Source organism: Streptomyces sp. T028, assembly GCF_048159505.1.
In the GTDB taxonomy this organism is placed as follows: Bacteria; Actinomycetota; Actinomycetes; order Streptomycetales; family Streptomycetaceae; genus Streptomyces.
Genome location: NZ_JBLRVZ010000012.1, coordinates 305,166 through 327,060 on the forward strand (window position 1 = coordinate 305,166; position 21,895 = coordinate 327,060).

The window sequence follows — 21,895 nt, forward strand, 5'->3', positions numbered from 1 at the left end:
ATCGGGCCAAGAAGGCTTTTCTGGCAGACTTTGTGTCCATGGGTGACTCGACCGTGACGCCGCTGGAAGGCCGTGACCAGGCCGTTCCACAGCCCGTCGCGGCCGGGACCCGGCGACGCCGTCTCGACGGGCTGCGCGCCCCGCGCCGGCCCCGCCTCTGGTTCGAGATCCTGCTCATCGCGGTGAGCTACTGGACGTACTCACTGATCCGCAACGCCGTCCCCGAGCAGCGCTCCGAGGCCCTGCGCAACGCGGACTGGATCTGGCGCATGGAGCACCACCTCGGGCTCGCCTTCGAGCAGTCGGTCAACCACGCCGTGAACTCGATGACGTGGCTGATCGTGGGCATGAACTACTACTACGCGACGCTGCACTTCATCATCACGCTGGCCGTCCTGGTCTGGCTCTACCGCAGCCATCCCGGCCGCTACGCCGCGACGCGCCTGGTCCTCTTCGCCACCACCGCGGTCGCCCTGGTCGGCTACTACTTCTATCCGCTGGCACCCCCGCGGCTGATGACCGACGGCCACTTCGTCGACACGGTCATGGTCCACCAGACCTGGGGCTCGATGGCCTCCGGCGACCTCAAGCACATGTCGAACCAGTACGCCGCGATGCCGTCCATGCACATCGGCTGGTCCCTGTGGTGCGGCCTGACGATCTTCGCCCTGGCCAAGCTGCCCTGGGTACGGATCCTCGGCCTGCTCTACCCGGCGGCCACCCTCGTGGTCATCGTGGCCACCGCCAACCACTTCTGGCTCGACGCGGTCGGCGGCGTCATCTGCCTCACCTTCGGCTTCACGGTGGCGGGCCTGTGGTACGGCAGCCTGCCGTACACCCTGCCGAGGCGAGCACCCGCGAGGAACCGGACCATAAGCCTCCTGCCCACCAAGGCGTAGCCCTGCGGACGGCCCTGCGGGCGGCGGGGCCGGTGACGTCAGTGGCGGACGGCGGTTCGGCACCGCCGAAGACCGCCGTCATGGCTGAGCACCGTCGCGGCGCGGCCGCGTTCGCCGCGCGCGGACGGCAGACGAGGGGGCGCCGCCGGCTCGGTACCGCACCGGCGTCGGCCGTCACACCCCGTCACACCCCGTAGAACAACTGGTCCACGACTCCCCGGGCCCGCCGGGCCGTGCGCCGATAGCCGTCCAGCAGCTCCCCCACACGCCCCGGTCCGTACCCCAGGTAGCGCCCCACGGCGGTGAGCTCGCGGCTCTCCGAGGGGAACGTGTCCCCCGCGCGCCCCCGGACCAGCATCACGGCGTTCCGCACGCGTGTGGCCAGCACCCACGCCTCGTCGAGGGTCTCCGCGTCCTCCGCCGAGATGAGCCCGGCCGCGCAGGCGGCGCCCAGGGCCTGCCGGGTCCGTGTGGTCCGCAGCCCCGGCTCCGCCCAGCCGTGCCGCAGCTGCAGCAACTGCACGGTCCACTCCACGTCGGACAGCCCGCCCGGCCCGAGCTTGGTGTGCAGCTTGGGGTCGGCGCCGCGCGGCATCCGCTCCGACTCCATCCGGGCCTTCAGCCGCCGGATCTCCCGTACGGCGTCCTCCCCGAGCCCCTCCGCCGGGTACCGCAGCGGATCGACCAGCTCGATGAACCGCCGCCCCAGCTCCTCGTCGCCCGCGACGGGTTCGGCCCGCAGCAGCGCCTGCGACTCCCATACGAGCGACCAGCGCCGGTAGTAGGCCTCGTACGACTTCAGCGTCCGCACCAGCGGCCCGGACTTCCCCTCGGGCCGCAGATCGGCGTCGACCAGCAGCGGCGGATCCGCGCTCGGGATCTGCAGCAGCCGGCGCATCTCGGCGACGACCCGGCTGGCGGTTTCGGAGGCCTCCCGCTCGTCGACGCCCTCCCTCGGCTCGTGCACGAACAGGACGTCCGCGTCCGATCCGTAGCCGAGTTCGTGGCCCCCGAACCGGCCCATGCCGATCACGGCGAACCGGGTGGGCAGGGTGTCCCCCCAACCCTCCCGCACCACGGCCCGCAGCGTCCCCGCGAGGGTGGCCGCCGTCAGATCGGACACGGCGGCGCCGACCCGGTCCACGAGCGCCCCCTGGTCGGGCTCGGCAGGCTGCGTCTCGGTGCCGTACGAGCTGACGATGTCCCCCGCCGCCGTACGGAACAGCTCCCGCCGACGCACCCCGCGGGCCGCGGTGACCGCCTGCTCGGCGTTCTCCGCGCGCCCCACCGTGGCCAGGATCTCCTGCTCCAGCTGGGCCCGCCCGCGCGGCTGGAGCCCGCCCCCGTCGCCGTCGCCGTCACCGAGCAGCGCGACCGCCTCGGGGGCGCGCAGCAGCAGGTCGGGGGCGAGGCGCCCGGCCGACAGCACCCGGGCGAGGTTCTCGGCGGCGGCCCCCTCGTCCCGCAACAGCCGTAGATACCAAGGAGTCTTGCCCAGCGCGTCGGACACCTTGCGGAAGTTGAGCAGACCGGCGTCCGGGTCCGCGGAGTCGGCGAACCAGGCGAGCAGCACGGGCAGCAGGGTGCGCTGGATGGCGGCCTTGCGGGTGACGCCCGAGGCGAGCGCCTCCAGGTGCCGCAGCGCGGAGGCGGGGTCCGCGTAGCCGAGGGCGACGAGCCGCTCGCGGGCCGCCTCCAGGCTCAACCGGGCCTCGCCGGTGGCAAGCTGGGCGACGGCGTCGAGCAGCGGCCGGTAGAAGATCTTCTCGTGGAGGCGCCGGACGACGGCCGCGTGCCGCTTCCACTCCCGGTTCAGCTCCGCCACGGGATCGGTCCGCAGCCCCAGCGACCGCCCGATCCGCCGCTGATCGTCCTCGGCCTCGGGCACGAGATGGGTGCGGCGCAGCCGGTACAGCTGGATCCGGTGCTCCATGGACCGCAGGAACCGGTAGGCGTCGTCGAGCTGGACGGCGTCGGCGCGCCCGACGTACCCGCCCGCGGCCAGCGCCTGAAGAGCGTCCAGGGTGGTCCCGCTCCTGAGCGAGGCGTCGGACCGGCCGTGCACCAGCTGCAGCAGCTGTACGGCGAACTCGACGTCCCGGAGTCCCCCGGGCCCGAGCTTCAGCTCGCGCTCGACCTCGGCGGCCGGGATGTTCTCGACGACCCTGCGCCGCATCTTCTGCACGTCGACGACGAAGTTCTCCCGCTCGGCGGCCTTCCACACCAGCGGCTCGACGGCGGCGACGTACTCGGTGCCGAGGGCCAGGTCGCCCGCCACGGGCCGGGCCTTGAGCAGGGCCTGGAACTCCCAGGTCTTGGCCCATCGCTGGTAGTAGGCGAGATGGCTGCTGAGCGTCCGCACGAGCGGCCCGTTGCGGCCCTCGGGGCGCAGATTGGCGTCGACGGGCCAGATGGAGCCTTCCACGGTGGTCTCGGAGCAGATCCGCATCATGTGCGAGGCCAGTTTGGTGGCGGCGCGCAGCGCCTTGCCCTCGTCGGCCCCTTCGACGGCTTCCCCCACGAAGATGACGTCGACGTCGGAGACGTAGTTCAGCTCGTGCCCGCCGCACTTCCCCATGGCGATGACGGCGAGCCGGCACAGCGCGGCGTCCTGCGGGGCGGCCGCCATCGCGATCCGCAGCGCCGCCCGCAGGGTGGCGGTGGCGAGGTCGGCGAGCTCGGCGGCGGTCTCGGCGACGTCCGTGGTCCCGCAGACGTCCCGGGCGGCGATCGAGAGCAGACAGCGCCGGTAGGCGACCCGCAGCGCCACCGGATCGTCGGCCTCCGCGAGCCCGCGTTCGAACTCCTCCACCCCGGGATGCAGGTCCCGGGGCTCATAGGTGACCAGCGCCTCCCAGTCCCGTGGGTGCCGGGCCAGATGCTCCCCGAGCGCGGCGGACGCCCCCAGCACCCCGAGCAGCCGGTCCCGCAGCGGCTTGGCCGCTATCAGCGTGTCCAGCAGTCCCCGCAGAGCCGTGTGATCGGACTGCGCCTCCAGCAGCCGTACGAGACCGCGCAGCGCGAGATCCGGGTCGGCGGTCGCGCCCAGCGCCTCCAGCAGGATGGGATCACTGCGCACCGGCGACAGCTCGGGCCCCTCCAGCAGCCGCTCGGCGGCGGAGATGTCCGTGAATCCGTGCCGCAGCAGCCGCGTGAAGGTACTGCTCCTGCGCCCCGGCGCCGCCGTCATCCCCGGCCTCCTCGACTCCGATCAAGGTCGTACGCACTTGAGCGTAACCGGAGAGTCCGGGGGAAGCGCCGGGGTGAGGAGCGATGAGTTCCGGCGGCGCGGCGGGTCTCTCCTGGAGAGGGACGACTTCAGGAGGCCCCCATGAGCGACCTGCGCACCACGACACCCCCGCCACCGCCCCGGACCCGGCTGGACGAGCGCTACAGCGATCCGGCGGCCACCGCGACACCCTGGCCTCGCGCACAGGCGCTCCTCGCGGCGGCGGAGCTGTTCTGGATCTCGACGGTACGGCCCGACGGACGGCCGCATGTCACCCCGCTGCCGGCGGTCTGGTCGGCCGGGTGCCTGTACTTCTGCACGGGCCCCGAGGAGCGCAAGGCGAGAAACCTCGCGCACAATCCGCACGTCACGCTGACCACCGGCACACCCGCCTGGGACGAGGGATACGACCTGGTGGTCGAGGGCGAGGCCGCCCGGGTCACCGACGACGGACGGCTGCGTGAGCTGGCGGCGGCCTGGGAGGCGAAGTACGGCAGCTTCTGGCACTTCGAGGTGCGGGACGGCTTCTTCCACCACGGGGGCGGGCACGCCCTGGTCTTCGGGGTGGCGCCGCGGACGGTTTTCGGCTTCGGTAAGGGGGAGCCGTTCAGCCAGACGCGGTGGCGGTTCGGCTGAGGCTTCCGACTGAGGCTGACGCTTGGGAGGACGAGGATGCAGTACACGCTCGAAGTGATCCCGCTGCCCGTCAGTGACATCGACCGGGCCCGTGACTTCTACCGCGACAAGGCCGGCTTCCACGTGGACATCGACCAGGAGGTCATGCCCGGCATGCGGATCGTGCAGCTGACGCCGCCGGGCTCGGGCTGCTCGATCGCGCTGGGCGACACCATCTGGGAGGCGGTGAAGGGTCCGCGCCCCGAACCCGGCTCCTACCAGGGCCTCCAGCTGTGCGTGGCCGACATCGACGCCGCCCGCGCGGAACTGCTGGAGCGGGGCCTGGAGGTCTCCGAGCCGGTCCGCTTCACCCCCGACGACGGCGCCACCTTCATGTACTTCACCGACCCGGACGGCAACGGCTGGTCGATCCAGGAGTACCGCCGCCGCGCGACGGAACCCCTGCACCAGGTCCTGACGGACCTGGCCCGGCAGACCACCTGACCCGGCCGCCCCCTTCGGCAGCCGGGGCGGGTCAGATGCCGCCGGTGTTGAGGAGCCGGTTGGGGGTGCCGGAGCGGACACCGCGTACGACACCCCGGGTGGCCGTGCGGTCGAGCCAGACGTGGGCCTCGCGGGCCGTGGCGTGGGGGTGTGCGGACAGGTACAGCGCGAGCACGCCGGTCGCGTGCGGCGCGGCCCAGGACGTCGCGCCGCCGTTCTCCGTGTAGGTGCCGCCGCCGGCGAGGGCGGCGGTCACCTTCTGGCCGGGGGCGTACAGGTCCACGCACCGTCCGTAGCCCGACCCGTAGGAGCCGCCGTCGCTCCAGGCGCGGTCGTTGGAGGTGGACGCCGCCACGACGATCGTGCCGGGGACACCGGCCGGGGAGTGCTTGCAGGCGTCGTCGTTGAAGTTGCCGGCCGACACCACCGTCGGGATCCCCGCGTCGACCATCTTCTTCACGGCGGACTCCAGGGCCGCCGAGCGGTGGTCGAGGTTGAGCGACATGTTCACCACGGCGGGCTTCTTCGCGTGCGCGGTGACCCACTTGACCGACTTCACCAGGGCCGCCTCGGCCGCCGCCGACGAACCGCCGCCCCCGCTCTCGCACAGGACGCCCTGGACCCGTACGAGCTCCGCCTTGGGCGCCACCCCGTACTTCGCCCCGCCGATGACGCCCGCGACGAACGTGCCGTGGCCGGTCCCCTCTTCGCTGAAGCAGTCACCGGAGTCCTTCGGGCCCACGAAGTCGGCGCCGAGGCGGGCGCGTCCGCCGAACTCCTTGTGGGCGATGTCCATCCCGGTGTCGATCACATAGACGTGCACGCCCTTGCCCGTGGCGGTGGTGGTGAGCTTCCCGTTCAGGGGCCGCGACCGCTGGTCCAGGATGTCCAGGTTCCACGGCACGTTCCGGGTGACGCGCGCGGCTGCGGCCGGTGCGGCCAGCTTCTCCAGGCCACCGTCGGACGCCGCCGCCGAGCCGGACGCCGCCGCCGAGCCGGACGGCACCCCGCCCCCGGTGGCCGCCGCCCCGGCTTCCCCACCGCAGGCCGAGGCCGCGAGCACCATCGCCATGGCCACCACCGCAAGCCCGGCCTTCGTCACGTTCCGTGTCACGACGTCCCCCGATGTCCTGTCTCGCACACAGTCAGCGCACAAGACGTCCACCGGGGGTGGCCGGTTCCCGCCGCTACAGCACCGGCAGGTTCTTCCGCAGCTCGAACGCGGTGACCTCGGAGCGGTACTCGTACCACTCCTGCTTCTTGTTGCGCAGGAAGAAGTCGAAGACGTGCTCGCCGAGGGTCTCGGCGACGAGGTCGCTGCGCTCCATCAGGGCGAGGGCCTCGCCGAGGTTCTGCGGGAGGGGCTCGATGCCCATCGCGCGGCGCTCGGCGTCGGAGAGGGCCCAGACGTCGTCCTCGGCGCCCGGCGGAAGCTCGTAGCCCTCCTCGACGCCCTTGAGGCCGGCGGCGAGGAGCATGGCGTACGCCAGGTAGGGGTTGGCGCCGGAGTCGAGGGAGCGGACCTCGATGCGGGCGGAGCCGGTCTTGCCGGGCTTGTACATCGGGACGCGGACCAGGGCCGAGCGGTTGTTGTGGCCCCAGCAGATGTAGGACGGGGCCTCGCCGCCGGCGCCCGCCGTGCGCTCGGAGCCGCCCCAGATGCGCTTGTAGGAGTTGACCCACTGGTTGGTGACGGCGGCGATCTCGGCGGCGTGCTTCAGCAGGCCCGCGATGAAGGAGCGGCCGACCTTGGACAGCTGGTACTCGGCGCCCGACTCGTAGAACGCGTTGCGGTCGCCCTCGAAGAGGGAGAGGTGGGTGTGCATGCCGGAGCCGGGGTGCTCGGAGAACGGCTTGGGCATGAAGGTCGCCTGGACGCCCTGCTCCAGCGCGACCTGCTTCATGACCAGGCGGAACGTCATGATGTTGTCGGCGGTGGAGAGCGCGTCGGCGTAGCGCAGGTCGATCTCCTGCTGGCCGGGGGCGCCCTCGTGGTGGGAGAACTCGACCGAGATGCCCATCGACTCCAGCATGGTGATCGCCTGGCGGCGGAAGTCCATGCCGATGTTCTGCGGGGTGTGGTCGAAGTAGCCGGAGTTGTCGGCGGGCGTCGGGCGCGAGCCGTCCAGCGGGCGGTCCTTCAGCAGGAAGAACTCGATCTCCGGGTGGGTGTAGAAGGTGAAGCCCAGGTCGGAGGCGCGGGCGAGGGCGCGCTTGAGGACATAGCGCGGGTCGGCGAAGGACGGGGAGCCGTCCGGCATGAGGATGTCGCAGAACATCCGCGCGGTGCCGGGGGCCTCGGCGCGCCAGGGCAGCACCTGGAAGGTGGAGGGGTCCGGCTTGGCGATCATGTCGGACTCGTATACCCGGGCGAAGCCCTCGATCGCGGAGCCGTCGAAGCCGATGCCCTCGTCGAAGGCCTGTTCCAGCTCGGCCGGGGCCACGGCGACGGACTTGAGGAAGCCCAGCACGTCCGTGAACCACAGGCGTACGAACCGGATGTCGCGCTCCTCGAGCGTCCGGAGCACGAACTCCTGCTGCTTGTCCATCTTCCGCTTCCCCATCCTTGCTGGTCAGGCCGCCTGTTCCTCGTCCCGTGAGAGGCGGTCGGGCACCTGGGCATCACACCACAACAGCATTTCACGCACGTTGCGGACCCTGATCTCGCCGGCGTCCTCGGCCTGAACGGCTCTCGTACGCCAGGTGTACTGCTCTGGCGTCCATCTTGCCTGTTCGCACCGACATCCGTAATGGCCGGTTCGACCCCTGAGTGCTCCTGAGTGCTCCTGAGTGACGGACACCACGGCCGTTAAATTTGAATCTCAGATGCAAGTTTCACTAGCGTTTCCCATGGTCGATCCGATCCACCGGGCCCGGGGATCCGGCCGTTCCGTCCACCGAGTCGTTCGGTCGAGCCACAAGGAGCCCCGATGCTGTCCGAGTCGTCCGCAGCCACCGTCCGCGCCACCCTCCCCGTCGTCGGCGCGGCCATCGGCGAGATCACCGAGCGTTTCTACGCCCGTCTCTTCGCCGCCCGCCCCGAGCTGCTGCGGGATCTCTTCAACCGCGGCAACCAGGCCGCCGGAACCCAGCGGCAGGCCCTCGCCGGCTCCATCGCCGCGTTCGCCACGCACCTGGTGGACAACCCGGACCAGCGCCCCGACGCGATGCTGAGCCGTATCGCCCACAAACACGCCTCGCTCGGCGTGGCTCCGGAGCAGTACCCGGTGGTCCACGAACACCTCTTCGCCGCCATCGTCGAGGTGCTCGGCGATGCCGTCACGCCCGAGGTCGCGGCGGCCTGGGACGAGGTCTACTGGCTGATGGCGAACGCGCTCATCGCCGTCGAGAAGCGGCTGTACGAGGAGAGCGGCGACGCCGGACTGCGGCCCTGGGAGGTCGTCGAGCGGATCGTGGAGACCGACGACGTCGTGACCTTCCGGGTGCGCCCGGTCGACGGCGGGACGGTGCGCGGTTTCCGCGCCGGGCAGTACGTCTCCGTGGGCGTCACGCTCCCCGACGGCGCCCGCCAGATACGCCAGTACAGCCTGTCGGGCGCGCCGGACTCCGCCGTACGGCAGTTCAGCGTCAAGCGGGTCGCCGGTGCGGACACGGACCCGGAGGGCGAGGTCTCGAACCACCTCCACGCGCGCGTGCGCGAGGGTGACGTACTCGAACTGTCGGAGCCGTACGGCGACCTGGTCCTCGACGAGGCCGCCGCCGGCACGCCCCTGCTGCTGGCCTCGGCCGGTATCGGTGTGACCCCGATGGTCGCGATGCTGGCGGACCTGGCGGCGGGCGGCCACCGCGCCCCGGTCACCGTCGTCCACGCGGACCGCTCCCCCACGACCCACGCCCTGCGCGCCGACCACGAGGCGTACGCGGCGAAGCTCCCGGAGGCGTCCGTGCACCTCTGGTACGAGCGGGAGGCCCCGGAGGGCGCCGGCCAGGGCCTGGTCGACCTCACGGACGTCTCCGTCGCGGCGGGCACGCGCGCGTACCTGTGCGGCCCGCTCCCCTTCATGCGCGCGGTCCGCTCCCAGCTGATCGAGAAGGGGGTCGCGCCGTCGGACATCCACTACGAGGTGTTCGGCCCGGACCTGTGGCTGGCGGCGGCCTGAGCGCATCGGCCGCCCCGGCCGGGGGAAGCTCCACCGAAACGGCCCTCACCATCCGGAGGATCCCCACCGTGCCGATCGACTGGGTCAGGCTGGAGCTCGACGTCACCGCATTCGATGCCGCGCGATTCGAACCGTACGTGCGGCGCTGCCGGGACGCCGGGCTCCACCTGACCACCCTGGCCGAGCTCGGCGACACCCCGCGCCACCGGCGCGCCCTCTACGACCTCAACAAGGAGTGCTCGGCCGACATCCCGGAGCGCGGCGAGTTCCACACGTACGACGAATACGTCAGCCGCAGGTTGGAGGTCCCCTCCTTCGACCCGCACGGTGTCGTGCTCGCGCTCGACGGCGACACCTGGTGCGGGCTGGCCGCGTCCTCGGACCACCGCGCCCGGGGTTTCGTCGTCAACGAGATGACCGGTGTCCGGGCCGGCCACCGCGGCCGGGGGCTCTCCATCGCCATGAAGATCCTCGGCATCGGCTTCGCCGTCCGCTGCGGCGTGCCCCGCGTCCGCACCGTCCACCACCCCGCCAACCACGCGGCCATCGAGATGAACCGCCGCCTCGGCTACGTCGACGCCACCTGGGACTGACCCCGGTCCCCGCGGACGCCGCGGGCGGGTGTCACACCGGCCCCGGGATCCCCAGCAGCAGCGGTCCCGTCGGTTCCGCGACGATGTCCGCCACCGTGATCGGGTCGAGGGTGGCGAAGAATGCCTCCTGGGCCCGGCGGAGGGCTCCGCGCAGGCGGCAGGCCCTGTTCAGGGGGCAGGGGGTGGAGCCCTCGCAGTCGACGACGTCGCCGTCGCCCTCGAAGGTGCGGACGACGCCGCCCACGGACGCCGTACGGCCCTTCTCGGTCAGCGCGAGGCCGCCACCCCTGCCCCGGCGGGCCTCCAGGAGGCCCAGGTGCTGGAGCTCGGCCACGACCTTGGCCGCGTGGGTGTAGGGGACCTGCATCGCGGCGGCCACCTCGCGGGTCGTCGGGGTGGTCTCACCCGCGACCGCCAGACGCATCAGCACGCGCAGGGCCAGGTCGGTGGATCGCAGCAGCCGCATGGGAGAAGCGTAGATAATGCGTATCTCGGCTTCAAATTATTGAGCGGCTGGCGGGTGCCTACGCCATTCCCTCTCCTCCCCCTTACGATCAGTGGACCCGCTGGACACCACCCGCAACACCCCTACCGTCCGCCCCTTTCCCCCAGAAGGACAGGTCTCATGGGTTCCGCCGACCAGACCGGCAGCACCGCGCGCAAGGCGCGCATAGAAGAGATGCGGCGGGCCCAGCAGGCCCGCGAGCGGCGCAACCGGATCCTCGTGATCACCGGCAGCGTCGTCGCCGTCGCCGCGCTCGTCGTCGGCGGGGTGTTCGTCGTGAAGTCGCAGTCCGGCGACGACTCCTCCACCGCGTCCGACTCCAAGGCCTCCGGGCACTGGGTCACCGGCTCGGACGGTGTGAAGACCTGGAAGGGCACGCTGGGGCGCACCCATGTCGCCAAGACCGTGAAGTACCCGATGGAACCCCCGGTCGGCGGTGACCACGACCCGGTCTGGCTGAACTGCAACGGCGACGTCTACACCGAGGCCGTGAACAACATGAACGCCGTGCACGCGCTGGAGCACGGCGCGGTCTGGGTGACGTACACGAGCAAGGCGGACAAGGCCGACGTGGACGCGCTCGCGGCGAAGGTGAAGAAGACGCCGTACACGTTCATGAGCCCGGACGACAAGCAGGCCGATCCGATCATGCTCAGCGCCTGGGGCAAGCAGCGCACGGTGACCGGCGCGGACGACCCGGCCGTCGACGCGTTCCTCGAGAAGTTCGTGCAGGGCGAGCAGACGCCGGAGCCGGGTGCCTCCTGCACGGGCGGGACGATGAAGTGAGGAAGGCGCCCTGGATCGCCTCGGCCGCGGCGGCGGTGCTCGTCGCGGCCGGCGCGATCACCTACGCCGTCGCCGCGGACGACGGGGGCACGGGCACCGTCCCGGTCCCGTCCGCGGACTCCGCCGACGCCGGGTTCGCCCGGGACATGGCCGTCCATCACCAGCAGGCCGTCGAGATGTCGTACATCGTGCGCGACCGGACGACGGACGAGGAGGTGCGACGGCTCGCCTACGACATCGCCCAGACGCAGGCCAACCAGCGCGGGATGCTGCTCGGCTGGCTCGATCTGTGGGCGCTGCCGAAGGTGTCGTCCGACGGGCCCATGACCTGGATGGGCATGGGTGACATGGCCGACGGCGAGGACGGCGCGCTCATGCCGGGCATGGCCACCGACACCGAGCTGAAGAAGCTGGGCACGCTGAACGGCAAGCAGGCCGAGGTGTTCTACCTCCAGCTGATGACCGATCACCACAAGGGCGGCATCCACATGGCCGAGGGGTGCGTCGCCAAGTGCACCGTAGGGGTGGAGAAGCGGCTCGCGCAGGGCATGGTCGACGCGCAGGAGTCGGAGATCCGGCTGATGGCCGACATGTTGAAGGAACGGGGAGCGAAGGCCCGGTAGACGGGCCCGGGAAAACATCCGAGAGGACGGCGGTGCGCGCGCACGACTTACCGGGCGACCGACAGGACAGGGCGGCACAGGCGGGGCGGGCCACGGCCCCCTCCGGGGCGGCCGGCCGGATGCTGGCGCTGCAACGCGCCGCCGGCAACGCCGCCGTGGCGCGCGCGATCGCGGAACGGACCCAGGACACCCAGGACACCCAGGACACCCAGGTCTCCTGGGGCGACGCGGCCCGCTACGCCGAGCGTCCCGTCGAGCACCCCGAATGGCCGCTGTTCCAGATCCTCATGCGGCAGGCGGGATTCGGCCGGGACACCCTGGAAGCCGTGTGGCAGCTCCTCATGGGCGGCATACGGCAGCAGGAGGCGGTGGAGAACTCCCTGAGCGACGCCGGGCTTTCACGATCCGAACGGCGTGAGCGGCGCTCCGGCAACGACTGGTACCGGCAGGTCGTCGACCTGGTCGGGGACCATCTGCGCATCGACACGCCCACCATGGGGCTGTGGTCGGGCGGGCTCGACGTCAACGACTACGCGAGCGCCAAGGGCCATACGACGCTGGAACACTCCAACCTCGGACAGGTGATCAACAGCCTCCGACTGCACCCGAACTTCTCGCTCATCGGGCCCCTGTGGAACCTGCTGTCGGTGGCGTTCGTGCAGCGGGCGACCGGCCCCGTGCACATCTTCATCCGGGCGCACGATCCCGACAGCGTCCTGCAGGACCAGGAGATCCCGCAGTTGCGGCGGATGCGGGAACTGCACGAACAGGCCGGGCGGGAGATCAGCCTGGTCTGGCATCCGCTGTACACGACCGCCGAGGGCACCATCCGGGAGGTCTCGCCCGACCTCAGGCTCGTCGACGACGCGCCGTACCGGCAGCGGGACTTGTGCGTCGCGGCCCTCTACTCCTATCTGCTGTGGATGCACGACCCCGGCAATCCGCACTCCGCCCGCGCCCACGACGAGATGCGCGCACGGCTCGAAGCCAACCACAATCCGCACCCCTGAACGTGACTTGGCGTCTTCTTGGGCTTCGCATTCCCCTGGCATGAACGGTTCAGGGACAGAGTGGCCGGGGCGAGTGATCTACTCGCGTCGAACCACCTACAGGGGGTCCCATGAGATCCAAACGTGCCGCGCTGCGCGCCGGGGTGAGCATGGCGGCGACACTGCCCATGATCGCCGGTGCGCTCGCGCTCGGCATACCCGCGGCGCACGCCGCGGACGGTCCGGCCCGTGACACGCTGGCCGGGACCAGGCCCGCGTGGGCGACGGCCAAGGCGGACCAGGGCTCTACCTCGAACAGCGCCCGGCTCAACGCCCGTGTCTACCTCGCGGGCCGGAACGCGGACGGCCTCGCCGCCTACGCGAAGGCGGTGTCGGAGCCGAGCTCCCCCGCGTACGGCAAGTACCTCTCCGCCCGGCAGGCGCAGGCCCGCTTCGGGGCGACCAAGGCCCAGGTGGCCGCGGTCAAGGCGTGGCTGACGGCGGCCGGTCTGAAGGTCACCGGCACCACGCAGCACTACGTCTCCGTGAGTGGTGATGTCGCCGCCGCCGAGAAGGCGTTCGGCACCCAGCTGCACAACTACACCAAGGGCTCGAAGACTTACCGCGCGCCCTCGAAGTCGGCCTCGGCGCCCGCGAGCCTCGACGGTGCCGTCCTGACCGTCACCGGCCTGGACAACGCGCCGCACAGGGCGAGCAGCAAGGACCAGCTCCCGCCGCCGGACGCGGTGTTCAAGAACTCCGGGCCGTTCTCCTCGTACTACGGCTCGAACATCGCGAGCACCCTCCCGGACGCGTACGGCACGAAGATCCCGTACGCCGTCGAGGGCTACACCGGCAAGCAGCTGCGCGCCGCCTACGGCGCGGGCGGCTACACCGGCCAGGGGGTGCGCATCGCCATCACCGACGCGTACGCCTCGCCGACGATCGCCTTCGACGCGGCTACTTACGCGAAGAAGCACGGCGACGCGGCCTGGAGGACGGGCCAGCTGACCCAGGTCCTGCCGAAGAACTACACCAGGACCGAGGAGTGCGGGGCGGCCGGCTGGTACGGCGAGGAGACCCTCGACGTCGAGGCCGTGCACGCGGTCGCGCCGGCCGCGAACGTCACGTACGTGGGCGCCGCGTCCTGCTACGACGACGACTTCCTCGACGCGCTCAGCAAGATCGTCGACAACCATCTGGCCGACATCGTCTCCAACTCCTGGGGCGACATCGAGGCCAACCAGACGCCGGACCTGGCGGCCGCCTACGACCAGGTCTTCCAGTTCGGCGCGGTCGAGGGCATCGGCTTCTACTTCTCCTCCGGCGACAGCGGCGACGAGGTCGCGAACACCGGCACGAAGCAGGTCGACACCCCGGCCAACTCGGCCTGGGTGACGGCGGTCGGCGGCACCTCGCTGGCGGTCGGCAAGGGCGACAAGTACCTGTGGGAGACCGGCTGGGGCACCGAGAAGGCGATGCTGTCGGACGACGGCAAGAGCTGGACGAACTTCCCGGGCGCGTTCACCTCGGGCGCGGGCGGCGGCACCAGCAGGACCGTCGCCGAGCCGTACTACCAGAAGAACGTCGTCCCGAACGCGCTGGCCACCGCCAACAACGCGGCCGGCAACCGGGTCGTCCCGGACATCTCGGCGATCGCCGACCCGAACACCGGCTTCAAGGTCGGCCAGACCCAGACCTTCCCGGACGGGTCCGCGCAGTACAGCGAGTACCGCATCGGCGGCACCTCGCTGGCCGCGCCGGTCATCGCGGCCGTCCAGGCCCTGGCCCAGGAGGCGCGCGGCGGCAAGGCGATCGGCTTCGCCAACCCGTCGATCTACGCCAAGTACGGGTCGAAGGCGTACCACGACGTGACGGACAACCCGACGGGGTCGGGCCTGGCCGTGGCCCGCGTCGACTTCGCCAACGGCTACGACGCCGCCGACGGCCTGCTGACCTCCGTCCGCAGCCTCGGCAAGGACAGCTCGCTGTCCGCGGTGAAGGGCTACGACGACGTCACCGGCGTGGGCACGCCCGCGAACGGCTACGTCGAGTCGTACCGCAGGCGCTGACGAGTGCCGGGGGCGTGGGGTGGACGACACCTCACGCCCCCATCGCGTCGCTCTGACGATTAAACCGATTACACTGATCCGCGTGCCTCCGTCTCCGTTGAACTTCTGGTCGATCTATCAGCACGGCTTCGCACGCGTCGCCGCATGCACGGGCCACACCGTCATCGCGGACCCGCCCGCCAACGCCGAGGCGGTCCTGCGCCACGCCCGCCGGTGCGCGGAGGAGGGCGTCGCCGTCGCCGTCTTCCCGGAGATGGGTCTGTGCGGCTACTCCATCGAGGACCTGCTCCTCCAGGACGCGCTGCTCGACGAGGTCGAGGAGGCGCTCCGGGAGGTGGTGGCCGGTTCGGCGGGTCTGCTGCCGGTGCTGGTCGTCGGCGCCCCGCTGCGCCACCGCAACCGGATCTACAACTGCGCGGTGATCGTGCACCGGGGCCGGATCCTCGGTGTCGTACCGAAGTCGTACCCGCCGAACTACCGGGAGTTCTACGAGCGCCGGCAGATCGGCGACGGCGCCGACGAACGCGGCGGTTCGATCCGTGTCGGCGGCGAGGCAGTCCCCTTCGGCGTGGACCTGCTGTTCACCGCCGAGGACGTCCCCGGTCTCGTCCTGCACGCGGAGATCTGCGAGGACATGTGGGTGCCGGTGCCGCCCAGCGCGGAGGCGGCCCTCGCCGGTGCGACCGTCCTGGTCAACCTCTCCGGCAGCCCGATCACGGTCGGGCGGGCCGAGGACCGCAAGCTGCTGTGCCGCTCGGCGTCCTCCCGCTGCCTCGCCGCGTACGTCTACGCGGCGGCCGGCCTCGGCGAGTCGACCACCGACCTGTCCTGGGACGGACAGGCCATGATCTACGAGAACGGCGCGCTGCTGGCGGAGACCGAGCGCTTCCCGCTCGGCGACGAGTACGCGGTGGCCGACGTGGACCTCGATCTGCTGCGGCAGGAGCGGCAGCGGATGGGCACATTCGACGACAACCGCCGTACGCACCACGCACGCACCGGCGACTTCCGCACGGTCCCCTTCGAGCTCGACCCGCCGCTCACCGACCTGGGCCTGCGGCGCCGCCTGGAGCGCTTCCCGTTCGTGCCGGCCGACGCCGACCGGCTCGCCCTGGACTGCTTCGAGGCGTACAACATCCAGGTCGAAGGCCTGCAGCAGCGCCTCGCCTCGATCGGCGGCCCGAAGGTGGTCATCGGCGTATCCGGCGGCCTGGACTCCACGCACGCGCTGATCGTCGCGGCCCGCGCGATGGACCGCGCCGGCCGCCCGCGCAGCGACATCCTGGCCTGGACCCTGCCCGGCTTCGCCACCAGCGACCACACCAAGGACAACGCCCACAAGCTGATGAACTCGCTCGGCGTCACCGCGGCCGAGCTGGACATCACGCCGACGGCGCGGCTGATGCTGCGGGAGATGGACCACCCGTTCGCCTCGGGCGAGCCGGTGTACGACGTCACCTTCGAGAACGTCCAGGCGGGCCTGCGCACCGACTACCTCTTCCGCCTCGCCAACCAGCGCGGCGGCATCGTCCTCGGCACCGGCGACCTGTCGGAACTCGCCCTCGGCTGGTCCACGTACGGCGTGGGCGACCAGATGAGCCACTACAACGTCAACTCGGGTGTGCCGAAGACGCTGATGCAGCATCTGATCCGGTGGGTCATCAGCAGCGGCCAGTTCGACGACGAGACCGGCAAGACGCTCGCCGCGATCCTCGACACCGAGATCAGCCCGGAGCTGGTGCCGGGCGAGGAGATGCAGTCGACGGAGTCGAAGATCGGCCCGTACGCGCTGCACGACTTCACGCTGTTCCACGTCCTGCGCTACGGCTTCCGCCCGTCGAAGATCGCCTTCCTGGCCTGGCACGCCTGGCACGACGCGGAGGCCGGCGCCTGGCCGCCGAACTTCCCCGAGGCCAAGCGGGTCGCGTACGACCTGCCGGAGATCCGCCACTGGCTGGAGATCTTCTGCCGCCGCTTCTTCGCGTTCGCCCAGTTCAAGCGCTCGGCGATGCCGAACGGGCCGAAGGTGTCGGCGGGGGGTTCACTCTCCCCGCGCGGCGACTGGCGCGCACCGTCGGACAGCTCGGCACGGGCATGGCTGCGCGACCTGGCCCGCTTCGACGAGTAGCCCTTCGCCCACCTGATATCGGATCGCGCGCGGCGGGTCCCTACTGACAGGCTGCCTTCATGGATCGCCCGGAAGTACTGCTCATCGGAGGACGGGCCGGCGTCGGCAAGACGACGGTGGGATGGGAGGTCTCGGCGCAACTGCGCGCCGCGGAGATCGCCCACGCGATCATCGAGGGTGACTTCATGGGGCAGGTGCATCCGGCTCCCGAGGGGGACCCGCACCGCGCGGAGATCACCGAGAGCAATCTGACCGCGGTCTGGGCCAACTTCGCCCGGCGTGGCTACCGACGCCTGATCTACACGAACACCGTGAGCGTGCTGCCGGAGGCGACAGGCATGTTCGAGCGCGCCATGGGCGCCGGCGTCAGAATCGTACGAGTCCTGCTCACCGCCTCCGACACCACCACGCGCGAGCGGCTCACGGGACGCGAACTCGGCTCGGAACTGGAGCACGAGTGGGAAGGCAGCGTCCGCAAGGCCCGGCTCCTCGAACAACGGTCCCCGGCAGGCACGGTGCGGGTGACGACCGACGGACGCCCGGTCGTGGACATCGCGCGGGAGGTGGTGACGGCGACGGGTTGGGCCGGACGTCACTGACCCATACCCTCGGAGGGTGCTGGAGACCATCGTGCTGGACATCGGCGAGACGCTCGTCCGCGATGACCGCTACTGGGCTTCCTGGGCAGACTGGCTCGGCATCCCCCGCCACACCCTGTCCGCCCTCGTCGGCGCAGTCGTGGCTCAGGGCCGGGACAACGCCGACGCCCTACGGCTCGCGCGGCCCGGCTGCGACGTGGCTGCCGAGTACCGCGCCCGTGAAGCGGCGGGACGCGGCGAGCACCTCGAAGAGAGCGACCTCTACGACGATGTACGCCCTGCCCTGTCCGCACTGCGTGACCGTGGTGTGCGGGTCGTCATCGCGGGCAATCAGACCACGCGTGCAGGTGAACTTCTGCGCGGCCTGGCACTTCCTGCGGACCTGATCGTGACATCCGGGGAGTGGGGAGTCGCAAAACCTCAGCCGCCGTTCTTCGCACGGGTCCTGGAGGTCGCACAGGCCCCGGCGGACAGAACCCTGTACGTGGGAGATCACCCGGCCAACGACGTCTTCCCGGCGAAGGCGGCCGGGCTGCGGGTGGCGCACCTTCGCCGGGGGCCGTGGGGGCATCTGTGGGCCGAGGATCCGGAGGTCGTGGCGGCGGCGCACTGGCGGATCGACAGTCTCAGCGAGCTGATCGACATCCTCGACGGCTGACAGAGAGCGGCCGACGCGGGCGCCATGACGTCCGCGGTGTCGGAGGCGGACGGAGCTACTGGGCCGAGGATGCGAGTCAGCGCAGGGCAGGCATGGTTCCGTTCCGCCAGTCGTTCACTCGCTTACGGATACTCGGGACCATGGGGAGTGCGGCCACCTCCGATGGCCTGAACCAGCGGGCGTCCGTGGATTCCTCCGAAAGGGTCAACTCGCCTGCCACAGGGCGGGCCAGAAAGCAGATGGAAAACTCCTGCCGTACCTCGCCGTCGTCGTAGGCGAAGACGTGGCGGGGGTTGGTGTAGGTGCCGACGATGCCGATGACTTCGACTTCGATGCCGGTCTCTTCAAGGGTCTCCCGAGCAGCGCAGTCAGGGAGTGACTCACCGATGTGCATGGCACCGCCCGGCAGGGCCCACATGCCATTGTCACTGCGGCGTTGGAGCAGAATGCGTCCCGAGTCGTCGACTACAACGGCGGAGGCCGCTGGGACGAGGCTGTTCGCCTTCGGGGCGTTCGGGTCGTCTTCGTAGTCACGCCTGCTCATGAGTCTGCCTTTCCCACACCGGGGTACCCCGGTTCCACAGTTCCTCGACATGCGAGGCAAAGCGGTCGAACATGCCGTCGTCCTGGTGTCGGTGAAGGTGCAGTGTCGGCGCGTCGTGCCCCACCCTGTGCGTCAGAAGCGGTGTCACGATCATGTCGTCATCGAAGCGGAAGACCGACAGGCCTGAGTCGGAGAGGCGCGCGGGAAGCTCCGCGCCGGGCCGACCCCGCGATTCGGCGGGGACATCGGCCACGCCCGGCGTCTGGCCCGTGTCCTGAAAGCCCTGTGCGACCGCTACGAGAGCTTCGGCGGCGACCGCCCGTGACGACGGCGACCGCAGCCGACCCCGAGGCACTGTCCGTCGAGTGCACACTGGGCCGAAAGCCCGGCTACGAGGACGTACACGCCCAGTGCCGCCAGCTCAGGGACGTGCCGCTGCCGCACTCCACGGGCGTACTGCTCATCCACCGCTGCCGCTGCTCGTGCCACCGACAGTCGCCCGTGAGGGATCCCTCGTGAGAGCGATGCCGGCTTGGACGGCGCACTGACGCACCCCCACGGCGGCCGCTCGGGTCAGGGCCGCACCCGAATCCCCGTCGTGCCGTGGACCCCGCAGGCCACTGCACGACGGGCCTGCCCATGCATCAACTCGTGGAGGAGTCCCATGCAGACGACACCGCCGAACGACCGGCTCACCCCCTGGGGAATCGGGCGCATGAAGCCTTTCCCCCGGCCGTCGTCCTCCCCGCCCCTTGCCGTACTCGATCCCGAGACCCAGACCGCCGCATGGCTCGACCCCGACGGCAGCCTGGTACCGGCATTGGACCCGGCACAAGCGCTCCGAGACGTCGAAGGAGACCAGGACGAAGACCAGTCTCGACGGCACACCGGACCAGGGCAGCGATCAGCAGGGAGACTCCGACTGATGGCCGGGGGCGGGCCACCCGTCCTCGTCGTCACGTGCCTGGACGACGCCACGGCCGACGAGGTGATCACGGAGCTGAAGCGGCGGGCGGTGCCGGTGGTCCGCGTGGACCCCGGGGAACTTCCCCACGGCGGTCACCCTGAACGCGACCTTCGGCGGCAGCGGGCCCGGTGGCACTCTCTCCACCGAGACCCGCGTCCTCCGCCTCGACGACGTGCGCTCGGTGTACTGGCGGCGGCCCACCCCGTATACGGCCGATGTCGCCATGCCAGAGCAGGCCGCCCGCTGGGCCGTGGAGGAGACCCGGTACGGACTCGGAGGCGTGCTCGCCAGTCTGCCCGGTGCCCACTATGTGAATCATCCCTGGCGCAACCGGGACGCGGAGTACAAGCCCGCGCAACTGGCGACGGCGGAAGGCTGCGGGTTCACCGTGCCTCCGACCCTGATCACCAACGACCCCGGACAGGCCCGCGCCTTCGCGGCCGACCAAGAACGGGTGATCTACAAGCCGCTCCGCGAGACCGAGTACACCGGCGCGAACGGCAGCGCGCTCACTGTGTGGATGACGACGTCCCACCTGAACTCATCGACAGCCGCCTGTGCCACACCGCTCACCTCTTCCAGCAGCGGGTGGCCAAGGCGGCCGATGTCCGCCTGACCGCGGTGGGGGATCTTCTCTTCGCGGTCCGCATCGACGGATCGCCCGGGGTGGACTGGCGCCGCCACTACGACGACCTCACCTACACGCCCATCCCCACCCCGCCCGAGATCGCCGAAGGCGTCCGCGCCTACCTCGATGCCTTCGGCCTCGTCTTCGGGGCCTTCGATTTCGGCCTGGGAACGGATGGACGCTGGTACTGGTACGAGTGCAACCCCAACGGCCAGTGGGCCTGGTTCCCCGATCGCATCACCGCACCGATCACCGCCGCTCTCGCCGATCAGCTCCAACACTCTGGAGAACCCGTATGACAGCCGACCCCGCCGAACTCCGCCACAGCCTGGCCGCCCCCCTCGACCTGACCGAACCGGCATGGCGGGCCGCAGTCGAAGCCGTCCCCCGCGAACTCTTCCTCGGTGACTGCCTGTTCCGGCCGTCAGGCTCCCGATGGGAGCCCGTACAGCGTGACCGGACCGGCGAAGACGCCTGGCTGCGCCTCGTGTACCAGGACACCACCTGGGTGACCCAGGTCGACGGCGTCAGCGCCGCGGACGCCCCCGGCCCCCTCGCCGGCCGTCCCACGTCGTCCAGCACGCTGCCTTCCCTGATCGTGCGCATGGTCGAACTCGCAGGCCTCCAACAGGGCGAGAAAGTGCTGGAGATCGGAACCGGAACCGGCTACTCCACCGCCATCCTGTCCCACCGCCTCGGCGACCAGCACGTGTACTCCGTCGAGTACGACCCCCGGCTGGCCGCCCTCGCGGCGGGCCGCATCCACGCCGCCGGGTACTTCCCGAACCTCGTCACCGGAGACGGCCTCGACGGGCACAGGGAGGCAGCCGAATACGACGCGATCGTCGCCACCTGCGCCGTGAGACACATCCCGCCGGCCTGGCTCCACCAGGTCCGTTCCGGCGGGACCATCACCACGACCCTCAGCGGGTGGATGCTCGCCTCCGGGCTCATCCGGCTCACTGTCCACGACGACGGCACCGCCACGGGTCGGTTCACCGGGGAACGGATCGGCTACATGCTCGCCCGCCCACACGAACGCCCGCCCCGCCCCACCTACTTCCAGCGGCAGGGCCAGACCCGTCCCACCCGGCTGGACCCGGGCCTCCTCGAAGACTGGACGGGGCAGTTCGTCGCCCAGCTCGCCGCTCCCTCCGCCGAGCTGATGACGACGAGCGAGGGGGTGATCCTTGTGGATGTCGCGACCGGCTCACAGGCCTGGACGGAGCCGGTCGAGGGCGGCTGGCAGGTTCACCAGCACGGGCCTCTGCGCCTGTGGAACGCCGTGGAAGACGCCCTCGCGGAATGGCAGGACGCGGGATCCCCTCCGCAGTCCGACTTCGGCATGACCGTGGACATCGACGGCACCCAACGCGTCTGGGCCGGGACCCCCGACGGTCCCTCATGGCGCCTGCCGGTATAGCTGCGCACCGCC

Annotated in this window: 22 protein-coding genes and 1 pseudogene; 17 read left to right on the plus strand and 6 right to left on the minus strand. The window is 70.9% G+C overall.

What is annotated here, in order from left to right:
* Positions 1–38 precede the first annotated feature (38 nt).
* On the plus strand, positions 39–899 hold the full coding sequence (locus ACLZN2_RS13730) for a phosphatase PAP2 family protein (RefSeq protein ID WP_416978708.1): 861 nt from the start codon (positions 39–41) through the stop codon (positions 897–899).
* 184 nt (positions 900–1,083) lie between these two features.
* Here the strand turns inward: ACLZN2_RS13730 and ACLZN2_RS13735 are convergent, their stop codons facing one another.
* Positions 1,084–4,089 carry a bifunctional [glutamine synthetase] adenylyltransferase/[glutamine synthetase]-adenylyl-L-tyrosine phosphorylase gene (locus ACLZN2_RS13735; RefSeq protein WP_416978709.1) on the minus strand — a complete coding sequence of 1,002 codons (3,006 nt, stop codon included), beginning with the start codon at positions 4,087–4,089 and terminating at the stop codon, positions 1,084–1,086.
* Between the two features lie 141 nt (positions 4,090–4,230).
* Here ACLZN2_RS13735 and ACLZN2_RS13740 point away from each other — a divergent pair, with 141 nt between their 5' ends.
* Positions 4,231–4,764 (plus strand): pyridoxamine 5'-phosphate oxidase family protein, encoded by a 534-nt coding sequence (locus ACLZN2_RS13740; protein ID WP_416978710.1) that lies wholly within the window; start codon positions 4,231–4,233, stop codon positions 4,762–4,764.
* 36 nt (positions 4,765–4,800) lie between these two features.
* On the plus strand, positions 4,801–5,247 hold the full coding sequence (locus ACLZN2_RS13745) for a VOC family protein (protein ID WP_416978711.1): 447 nt from the start codon (positions 4,801–4,803) through the stop codon (positions 5,245–5,247).
* A gap of 31 nt (positions 5,248–5,278) precedes the next feature.
* Here ACLZN2_RS13745 and ACLZN2_RS13750 read toward each other — a convergent pair whose 3' ends face one another.
* Positions 5,279–6,361 (minus strand): S8 family peptidase, encoded by a 1,083-nt coding sequence (locus tag ACLZN2_RS13750; protein WP_416978712.1) that lies wholly within the window; start codon positions 6,359–6,361, stop codon positions 5,279–5,281.
* A gap of 73 nt (positions 6,362–6,434) precedes the next feature.
* Entirely contained in the window at positions 6,435–7,796 is a 1,362-nt protein-coding gene (gene glnA, locus ACLZN2_RS13755) for a type I glutamate--ammonia ligase (RefSeq protein WP_416978713.1), read from the minus strand.
* Between the two features lie 381 nt (positions 7,797–8,177).
* On the opposite strand from glnA, the gene ACLZN2_RS13760 reads away from it, so the two are divergent.
* Both ACLZN2_RS13760 and ACLZN2_RS13765 read left to right on the plus strand, forming a co-directional pair.
* Positions 8,178–9,368 (plus strand): globin domain-containing protein, encoded by a 1,191-nt coding sequence (locus ACLZN2_RS13760; protein ID WP_416978714.1) that lies wholly within the window; start codon positions 8,178–8,180, stop codon positions 9,366–9,368.
* 68 nt (positions 9,369–9,436) lie between these two features.
* A complete protein-coding gene (locus tag ACLZN2_RS13765; protein WP_416978715.1) occupies positions 9,437–9,961 on the plus strand; it encodes a GNAT family N-acetyltransferase in 525 nt (174 codons plus the stop codon).
* Between the two features lie 31 nt (positions 9,962–9,992).
* Here ACLZN2_RS13765 and ACLZN2_RS13770 read toward each other — a convergent pair whose 3' ends face one another.
* Positions 9,993–10,427, minus strand: a complete 435-nt coding sequence (locus tag ACLZN2_RS13770) for an RrF2 family transcriptional regulator (protein ID WP_416978716.1) — start codon at positions 10,425–10,427, stop codon at positions 9,993–9,995.
* A gap of 159 nt (positions 10,428–10,586) precedes the next feature.
* Between ACLZN2_RS13770 and ACLZN2_RS13775 the strand changes: the two genes are divergently transcribed.
* From ACLZN2_RS13775 to ACLZN2_RS13805, 7 genes are all read left to right on the plus strand, one after another.
* Entirely contained in the window at positions 10,587–11,252 is a 666-nt protein-coding gene (locus ACLZN2_RS13775) for a DUF3105 domain-containing protein (RefSeq protein WP_416978717.1), read from the plus strand.
* Positions 11,249–11,875, plus strand: coding sequence for a DUF305 domain-containing protein (locus ACLZN2_RS13780; protein ID WP_416978718.1), 627 nt, complete (start codon positions 11,249–11,251; stop codon positions 11,873–11,875). Before ACLZN2_RS13775 ends, ACLZN2_RS13780 begins: the two co-directional genes overlap by 4 nt.
* 32 nt (positions 11,876–11,907) lie before the next feature.
* A complete protein-coding gene (locus tag ACLZN2_RS13785) occupies positions 11,908–12,885 on the plus strand; it encodes a hypothetical protein (protein ID WP_416978719.1) in 978 nt (325 codons plus the stop codon).
* Positions 12,886–12,995: 110 nt separating this feature from the next.
* Entirely contained in the window at positions 12,996–14,936 is a 1,941-nt protein-coding gene (locus ACLZN2_RS13790; RefSeq protein ID WP_416978720.1) for a S53 family peptidase, read from the plus strand.
* 97 nt (positions 14,937–15,033) lie between these two features.
* Positions 15,034–17,064 (plus strand): NAD(+) synthase, encoded by a 2,031-nt coding sequence (locus ACLZN2_RS13795; RefSeq protein WP_416978825.1) that lies wholly within the window; start codon positions 15,034–15,036, stop codon positions 17,062–17,064.
* A gap of 59 nt (positions 17,065–17,123) precedes the next feature.
* Complete coding sequence (locus ACLZN2_RS13800; RefSeq protein ID WP_416978721.1) at positions 17,124–17,663, plus strand: AAA family ATPase; 540 nt, start codon at positions 17,124–17,126, stop codon at positions 17,661–17,663.
* A 16-nt stretch (positions 17,664–17,679) separates the two neighbouring features.
* Positions 17,680–18,321: an HAD family hydrolase gene (locus tag ACLZN2_RS13805; RefSeq protein WP_416978722.1), complete on the plus strand. Its 642-nt coding sequence runs from the start codon at positions 17,680–17,682 to the stop codon at positions 18,319–18,321.
* A 76-nt stretch (positions 18,322–18,397) separates the two neighbouring features.
* Here the strand turns inward: ACLZN2_RS13805 and ACLZN2_RS13810 are convergent, their stop codons facing one another.
* Complete coding sequence (locus tag ACLZN2_RS13810) at positions 18,398–18,865, minus strand: NUDIX hydrolase (RefSeq protein ID WP_416978723.1); 468 nt, start codon at positions 18,863–18,865, stop codon at positions 18,398–18,400.
* The gene (locus ACLZN2_RS13815; protein ID WP_416978724.1) at positions 18,852–19,118 is read right to left on the minus strand and encodes a hypothetical protein; all 267 of its coding nucleotides are present in this window, start codon (positions 19,116–19,118) and stop codon (positions 18,852–18,854) included. Before ACLZN2_RS13815 ends, ACLZN2_RS13810 begins: the two co-directional genes overlap by 14 nt.
* Here ACLZN2_RS13815 and ACLZN2_RS13820 point away from each other — a divergent pair.
* The 5 genes and pseudogenes from ACLZN2_RS13820 to tgmC form a co-directional block, all read left to right on the plus strand.
* Positions 19,104–19,190: pseudogene (locus tag ACLZN2_RS13820) on the plus strand (hypothetical protein); the annotation flags it as partial. The gene ACLZN2_RS13815 and the pseudogene ACLZN2_RS13820 overlap by 15 nt on opposite strands.
* A complete protein-coding gene (locus tag ACLZN2_RS13825; protein ID WP_416978725.1) occupies positions 19,187–19,384 on the plus strand; it encodes a hypothetical protein in 198 nt (65 codons plus the stop codon). The pseudogene ACLZN2_RS13820 and the gene ACLZN2_RS13825, both read left to right, overlap by 4 nt.
* Before the next feature lie 545 nt (positions 19,385–19,929).
* Complete coding sequence (locus tag ACLZN2_RS13830) at positions 19,930–20,448, plus strand: hypothetical protein (protein ID WP_416978826.1); 519 nt, start codon at positions 19,930–19,932, stop codon at positions 20,446–20,448.
* Positions 20,349–20,759, plus strand: coding sequence for a hypothetical protein (locus tag ACLZN2_RS13835; protein WP_416978726.1), 411 nt, complete (start codon positions 20,349–20,351; stop codon positions 20,757–20,759). Before ACLZN2_RS13830 ends, ACLZN2_RS13835 begins: the two co-directional genes overlap by 100 nt.
* Positions 20,756–21,883, plus strand: a complete 1,128-nt coding sequence (tgmC, locus tag ACLZN2_RS13840) for an ATP-grasp peptide maturase system methyltransferase (protein ID WP_416978727.1) — start codon at positions 20,756–20,758, stop codon at positions 21,881–21,883. Before ACLZN2_RS13835 ends, tgmC begins: the two co-directional genes overlap by 4 nt.
* Positions 21,884–21,895 lie beyond the last annotated feature (12 nt).